The organism is Streptosporangium sp. NPDC002721 (assembly GCF_042888905.1).
Lineage (GTDB): Bacteria > Actinomycetota > Actinomycetes > Streptosporangiales > Streptosporangiaceae > Streptosporangium.
In genome coordinates this window covers 1-6,833 of record NZ_JBIAQI010000076.1, presented here as the reverse complement: position 1 = coordinate 6,833, position 6,833 = coordinate 1, and the positions used below count along the sequence as shown (strand labels likewise).

Below are 6,833 nucleotides of genomic sequence, written 5' to 3'. Positions count from 1 at the left end.
AACACTCGCGCCCGTCCCTGGATCTGGGACCGCCCGGCTCCCGAGCCTCGTCGGCGCCGACACCGTTTTGTCTACCTGCTTTAAGAAACGGAGCACTAAACGCGTGCTCCTGGCCGTCGTCGAGGTGCACCGGCTCAGGCGGTCGGCGTCCCGTTCCCGTCGTGCACGTCTCAGCCAGCGCGAAGCTGGGCGTCAGACGTGCAGTCCCTCAAGCAGAACGGTCAGGTAGTGGTGAGCGGCCCTTACGCGTGTCGTGGGGCTGCTGCCGTGGACGGTCGCGGCATAGGCGATGCCGCACATGAGCGGGACCATATCGTCGGAGGTCACGTCGGCGCGGACCGCGCCGACGTGGTGGGCCCGGGCGAGCAGTCGTTCGCCGGCCGACCACACGGCGGCCTTGAGTTCTGTGGTGCGTGGCAGGGTGTCGGCGGGTGCGGCCATCACCGGGGCGAGGGAGGCGTCGGTGAGCTGTGCTTGGACAGTGCGTGACAGGAAACCGGTCAGTGCTCGCCAGGGGTCGTCATCGGCCAGCGCCTGTTCGCCATGGGCAGCCAGTTCCGCCAGACACGCGCTGGCGAGCGTCTCCATCAGCGCCTCGGCGGTGGGGAAATGCCGGTAGACGGTGCCGACGCCCAGTCCGGCGTGGTGGGCGACGTCGTTGAGCTGGAGCGGTGTGCCATCGTCGATGAGTTCCCTGGCTACGGCGACGATCCGTTCCCAGTTGCGGGCGGCGTCCTTGCGCAAGGGAGTCGTCATGCGTGCAGTTTAATCGGATGGCTCATCCACATCGACGCTGGCGACCGTGGGTGCGAGGCCTTCGCTGAGGCGGCGGACCGCTTGGACGGTACGAGGATCGGTGGCCCCGCGGGAGGGAGTGACCGGATGCCCTTGCGGCCCGATGAGCAGGCCGGTCCGGCCGGCCAGGGAGACGTCGGTCGCGGCGAGGATCGACGAGCGGGCGGCCGCCGCCGCCGGCCCCGAGGTGGAGCGCTCGAACCTGCGCCGGACCAGGGGCCAGAGCAGGCGCAGACCTGGGGAGACAATCCTGGGGTCGCGCATGGTGCCGTTGGTCATGTCCGTTGCGGCGCCGCCCGGGTCGGCGGCGAAGACCGACACGCCGGTGCCGTCGAGTCGTCTGGCCAGGTCGAGCGTATAGGCGAGATTGGCCAGCTTGGCTCTGCCGTACCAGTGAAAGCCGTAGTAGCCGCCGCGGGGCTCGACGGTGTCGAAGGTGCGCCGGGCCAGGCTGACCGCCCCTGAGGAAACGTTCACGATCCGGCTCGGCGCCCCTGCCGTCAGAACGGGGATCAGCAACTCGGTCAGCAGGTACGGCGAGAGGTGATTGATGGCGAAGCTGGCTTCGATGCCGTCGGTGGTGTTCTGACGCCGGGTGAACATCGCCCCGATGTTGTTGACCAAGACGGTCAGCGGACCTTCGGCGGCGATGTGGCCGGCCACAGTGCGGACCGTGTCCAGCGAGGCGAGGTCGGCGGCCAGGAACCGGGAGGAGTGGGCTGGGCTGGTGGCATTGATGCGGTGGACGGCGTGCGCGCCTCGTGCGGGGTCGCGCCCGATGACCGTGACCGCGAACCCTGCCGCGGCCAGTCCCGCGGCAGTCTCCAGCCCGATGCCTGCCGTCCCGGCCGTCACTATCGCCGTTGCCCTCATGGCACACTCCCGTCTATCCGGATAGTTCATCCGCTTTGTTCGACCATAACAGAAGAAACGGATTAACTATCCACTTGTTTGGATGGGCTCGTTCAGCCTCCGTACACCGACTGGCATTTTTACGGCGGTTGTATGCGCCTTGGGAGAGGCGCGCAAAGAGCGTCCCGACTGAGAGCGAGGGAAGAATGCCTTCTACCGGCATCAACTGGGCGACGGAGCAAGGGGTGTATCGCCGCGTCCGGGCGGTGATCGCCGCCGCGGTGATCGCCATCGTGGCGCTGGCCGCGAGCGGGGTGCGGCCCGCGCGCGCCGAGACCGCGGACTACGTCGGCGTCAACGTTCTGCGGAACATCCAGACCGGACGTTGCCTGGACAGCGACTCCCAGGGCCGGGTGTACACCTCGCCGTGCAACACCAGCGTCTCCAACCAGTACTGGGAGCCACTCTTTCGGGGGCACATCGGCGGATATGACAACGTGACGCTCAAGAACGCGGCGACGGGCCGATGCCTCGCCTACTACTGGTCGGGCAAGATCGAAACGTCCACCCAGTGCGACGAAGATCCCACCGGGGATTCCGAGAACACCTTCTACGCTGTCGGCTCCGGCTGGAGCAGCGTCGTCTTCGCGGCGGCCGGCCCTTCCGGGATGATGGCCGTCCACTCCAACTACGCCGGCGCCGTCGTCCCGGCCAAGGCCAACTACGGCAATTGGCAGCGCTGGAAGTTCGGTCTCTGAGCGTATGAGTGGGGTTCTCCCGTGAGCCTCGGCACGGCCTGAGAGCGTGCCGGAACCGGTCCCGACGGCCGGTGGACCGAGGTGCTCGTCCTCGTCCGCCGCCGGCGTGGCCGCGGTCGTCGGCTGAACGCCCTCAGGACGAGCCTGGACTGCGACGAGGACGCCCGGGAATGGTCGGCGCAGAGCTGGGAGGACGTGCTGTTCTGGAAGTGGTCGGAGTCGACCCGTTACTCCGTCGGCAGCAACCGCAACGGCGCCGCTTACGCGCATCGTGGAACAGCGGCCGCTACCAGACGGTGGAACTTCGACGCGTAGGCACATACCGGCGGCGCTCTCGCGTGAGGCGAGCTGAATCGCGCGGCAGGAAGACCTGATGACTACGGCCTCGTCGGCCAGTGGATCGCACCTGCATCTTTCCATCCGCCACCGGCCAGGCCGCAGTCTTTCCAAACGCCCCACGACAACCAACCGGCGGAACCGGCCGCGTGGTCACAGTTGGTCCGCACCCCATCCGGCATCATCCTCCGCCGGTTCAGACAGCCGATGTCCCGGCCCCATCGGTGACCGCAACCCGCCGATCCCCGGACGTGCTTCCCCATCGCCGGTAGCCGCCGACCCTGTGTGTTCCGGCGACACGCGGCCCATCCGGCGCATCGCACCCCAGCATCTTCGCTCGGTCCTATCCGCGAATCACGGAGCTCCGATTCTCGTGACAACTTCCCATTCCCACGGCCCGCTGGGTCGCCTTGCCTTCTCCTGCCCTCCACCCCCCCGGTGGCGGCAGCCCGATGTGACCGATACGGCTTCCGGCAGGCCGCCAGTGGGCCGCCCGCTCGTACACCTGGAGGGACAGTGCCGGTGATCGGCAGGAAGATCCGAAGAAGGGGCAGGGTCGTGACGTCCCTGCTCGTCACCCTGTGCCTGCTTCTTCAGGTCGGCTTTCAGCCGACGGCGAGCGCCGCGACCACGGTCACGCTGAACTTCGCGATGCCCGAGGGGTTCGATCGGGCCGAACTGACCGCGTGGGCGAACGAGTTCAACAACCGCAACCACCTCCTCAGCGAGACCATCCAGGAGGAGATCGCGGCGCATCCCGCGGACTTCCCTGGGGCGCGTGACCTGGAACCGCGCGAGTTCGACGGCGCCTTCACCGTGACGTCCACCGGCGTGTCGGTCACGGTGGAATCGGACGTGCACACCAGCAACCTGTCCTGGTGGGAGGAGGTGCTGATGTGGGTCGGCGTCACCGCCGGTGGACTCGTGTTCCGGGTGGTGTGCGTCATCGGCCTGGTCCCCGCGATGCCGGCGACTCCGAACCTCGCCAAGGGGATTTGCGCTGCCCTGCAGGTGATCATCAGCAAGGGCATCGTCCTGTTGATCACGGCTCTCGAAGACGGGCCGGCAAGGGACTGGGTCTTCTGGGAGAGGATGCTGGGATCCCTCATCGTCGACGCCGTCTCCGCGTTGGTCTGGGAGGTCTGGCTCGGCCCGTTCGCCATGAGCAACTCGTTCGGCTCCGCCTTCGAGAAGATCCGCGACGGGTTCCTGTCGGTCGCGAACACGATCGAACGCTGGTGGGGCTCATCGGCCGGCTTCTTCAGGACGCTGGCCAATGTGGTGGGCGGACGCGGCCCCGGGACCGCGGGAAGCCTGCTCGAGCTGGCCACCGCACGGGGTTGGATGCCCCGCACGGCCAGTCTGCGGGTGATGCCGATGGGCGACTCGATCACCGTGGGCTACGGAGGGATCGGCGACAGCACCGAGAAGTACGTCGGTTACCGGCGCGAACTGCTGAGCGGGTTGCAGACGGCCGGACACTCGGTGGACTTCGTCGGTTCCCAGGACTCGGGCGCGGGCTCCATCTCCGACTCCGACCACGAAGGCCACGGCGGCTGGCGGATCGACCAGATCGACGACATCGCCGAATGCGCCGTACGCCGCAACCGGCCCAACGTCGTCCTGCTGCACATCGGGACCAACGACATGAACCGGAACTTCGACGTCGGGAACGCCCACCATCGGCTCGCCGCCCTGATCCGCAAGGTCACCAATGCCGCTCCGGAGACCACGGTACTGGTCAGCGGGCTCGTACCGTCGCAGGACGACGTGATCAACGCGCGGATCGCCGCGTATAATTCCCGGATCCCGGACATGGCCAGGACCCTCGCCGCCGAGGGCCGGCGCGTGCGGGCCCTCGGCATGGGCGCCGTCACCGAGGCCGACCTGAGAGACAAGCTCCACCCCGGCCAGCGCGGCTACGACAAGATGGGGAGAGTCTTCCACAGCGCGATCAGCGCGGCGCTCCGCGAGCGTGTCATCGCCAGCCCGGTCGCCGGCAACCCATCGGCGTGCCAGATGCCCCAGCCCGCCAACCCCGCCGAAGGCTGGAACGCCGTCGAGCAGATCTCCGCGGGATACGGCTACCTCCGTGACTGGGTGCGGTTCGCCGACATGGACGGCGACAACCGGGACGACTATCTGATCGTCCAGGACCTGGGGCAGGTCCGGGGCTGGCTGAACGGCGGCGACGGCCGGAGCTGGAATTGGAGGGGCGAGCTCAACGCCGGCTACGGCTACCCCCGTGACTGGGTGCGGTTCGCCGACATGGACGGCGACAACCGGGACGACTACGTCATCCTCCAGGACCTGGGCCAGGTCCGAGCCTGGCTGAACAACGGCGTCGGCCAGAGCTGGACGTGGAAGGGCGAACTCGCGGGCTATGGCTACCCGCGCGACTGGGTGCGCCTGGAGGACGTCAACGGCGACGGCCTCGACGACTACGTGGTCATCCAGGACCACGGCGAGCTCCGGGCCTGGATCAACAACGGCCCGGGCAAGGACTTCACGTGGCAGGGCGAGATCAACCCGGGCTACGGCTACCCGCGCGACTGGATCCGCCTGGAGGACATCAACGCCGACAAGAAGGTCGACTACCTCGTCGTCCAGAACAACGGACAGGTCCGCGCCTGGCTCAACGACCTCGGCGGCAAGGGATGGATCTGGCAGGGCCAGATCATCGGCGACGTCGGAGTCGACCGGAACAACGTGAGACTCACCGACGTCAACGGCGACCGGAAGGCCGACTACCTCGGGATCGGCCCCCTCGGCCAGATCGGCGCCTGGTTCAACGACCGCTACCCCGGTGGCCCCACCCCCGGCAACCCTGCGCCGGTCGACCCCGGCCCCCCGCCCGCCAGTCCCGGGGAGGGCTGGAACCACCTCGTCCAGATCTCCGCGGGCTACAGCTATCCGCGTGACTGGGTGCGGTTCGCCGACATGAACGGCGACAACCGGGACGACTACGTCATCCTCCAGGACCTGGGCCAGGTCCGAGCCTGGCAGAACGACGGCGACGGCCAGGGCTGGACATGGAAGGGCGAACTCAACCCCGGCTACGGCTACCCCCGCGACTGGGTGCGGTTCGCCGACATGAACGGCGACAACCGGGACGACTACGTCATCCTCCAGGACCTGGGCCAGGTCCGAGCCTGGCAGAACGACGGCGACGGCCAGGGCTGGACATGGAAGGGCGAACTCAACCCGGGCTACGGCTACCCCCGTGACTGGGTGCGCCTGGAGGACGTCAACGGCGACGGCCTCGACGACTACCTGGTCCTCCAGGACGAGGGCGAGCTCCGGGCCTGGATCAACAACGGCCCGGGCCAGGGCTGGACGTGGAAGGGCGAGATCAACCCGGGCTACGGCTATCCGCGCGACTGGGTGCGCCTGGAGGACGTCAACGGCGACCGGAAGGTCGACTACCTCGTCGTCCAGGACAACGGACAGGTCCGCGCCTGGCTCAACGACCTCGGCGGCAGAGGGTGGATCTGGCAGGGCCAGATCATCGGCGACGTCGGAGTCGACCGCGACAACGTGCGGCTCCACGACGTCAACGGCGACCGGAAGGTCGACTACCTCGGGATCGGCCCCCTCGGCCAGATCGGCGCCTGGTTCAACGACCGCTACCCCGGCACCCCGGACAACCCGCCGCCCGCGGCCCCCATCCCGCCCGACGGGTGGCTTCCGCTCTGCGTCGCCAACCGCTGCCCGTGACGCCTGCCCGAACGACCGCCGACCGGCCCGTGAGGAGGTCGACCACCTCCTCACGGGCCTCTCCGCAGCACGAAGAACGGCGAGAGGCCGCGGCCCTTCCGCCCTCGCCGTCACGCCACCCGATCACGGCCCGCAATAGCGCATCTTGGACGAGGTGCATCGTTAGCGCTTGATTTTCACGCGTGGAAACGTCATCTGGCCAGGACGGTCCTTGCCCGCGCCCGCGAGACCGGCGCCCTGCGTCCGGGACTCACCGACGAGGACCTCCATCATCTGGCCTTCCGCAAACTGGCCGGTGCCCGGCACGCTCCGGCCGACTGGATCCGTAGAGCTCAGATCATCGCGTTGAGCTGGGAGCGGCTGCGGGTACCGCAG

Annotated in this window: 5 protein-coding genes; 2 read left to right on the top strand and 3 right to left on the bottom strand. The window is 68.2% G+C overall.

Annotated elements, in window-relative coordinates; all coding sequences use genetic code 11:
- Positions 1 to 192: 192 nt before the first annotated feature.
- Both ACFYWM_RS44490 and ACFYWM_RS44485 read right to left on the bottom strand, forming a co-directional pair.
- Positions 193 to 756 carry a TetR/AcrR family transcriptional regulator gene (locus ACFYWM_RS44490; protein WP_389927886.1) on the bottom strand — a complete coding sequence of 188 codons (564 nt, stop codon included), beginning with the start codon at positions 754 to 756 and terminating at the stop codon, positions 193 to 195.
- 9 nt (positions 757 to 765) lie between these two features.
- Positions 766 to 1,668 (bottom strand): SDR family NAD(P)-dependent oxidoreductase, encoded by a 903-nt coding sequence (locus tag ACFYWM_RS44485; RefSeq protein ID WP_389927884.1) that lies wholly within the window; start codon positions 1,666 to 1,668, stop codon positions 766 to 768.
- Between the two features lie 224 nt (positions 1,669 to 1,892).
- Here ACFYWM_RS44485 and ACFYWM_RS44480 point away from each other — a divergent pair, with 224 nt between their 5' ends.
- Positions 1,893 to 2,405 carry a hypothetical protein gene (locus ACFYWM_RS44480; RefSeq protein ID WP_389927881.1) on the top strand — a complete coding sequence of 171 codons (513 nt, stop codon included), beginning with the start codon at positions 1,893 to 1,895 and terminating at the stop codon, positions 2,403 to 2,405.
- 894 nt (positions 2,406 to 3,299) lie between these two features.
- Positions 3,300 to 6,458: an FG-GAP-like repeat-containing protein gene (locus ACFYWM_RS44475; protein WP_389927878.1), complete on the top strand. Its 3,159-nt coding sequence runs from the start codon at positions 3,300 to 3,302 to the stop codon at positions 6,456 to 6,458.
- Between the two features lie 162 nt (positions 6,459 to 6,620).
- On the opposite strand, the gene ACFYWM_RS44470 is transcribed toward ACFYWM_RS44475, so the two are convergent.
- On the bottom strand, positions 6,621 to 6,833 hold a 213-nt coding region (locus ACFYWM_RS44470; RefSeq protein WP_389927875.1), incomplete at its 5' end, for a hypothetical protein.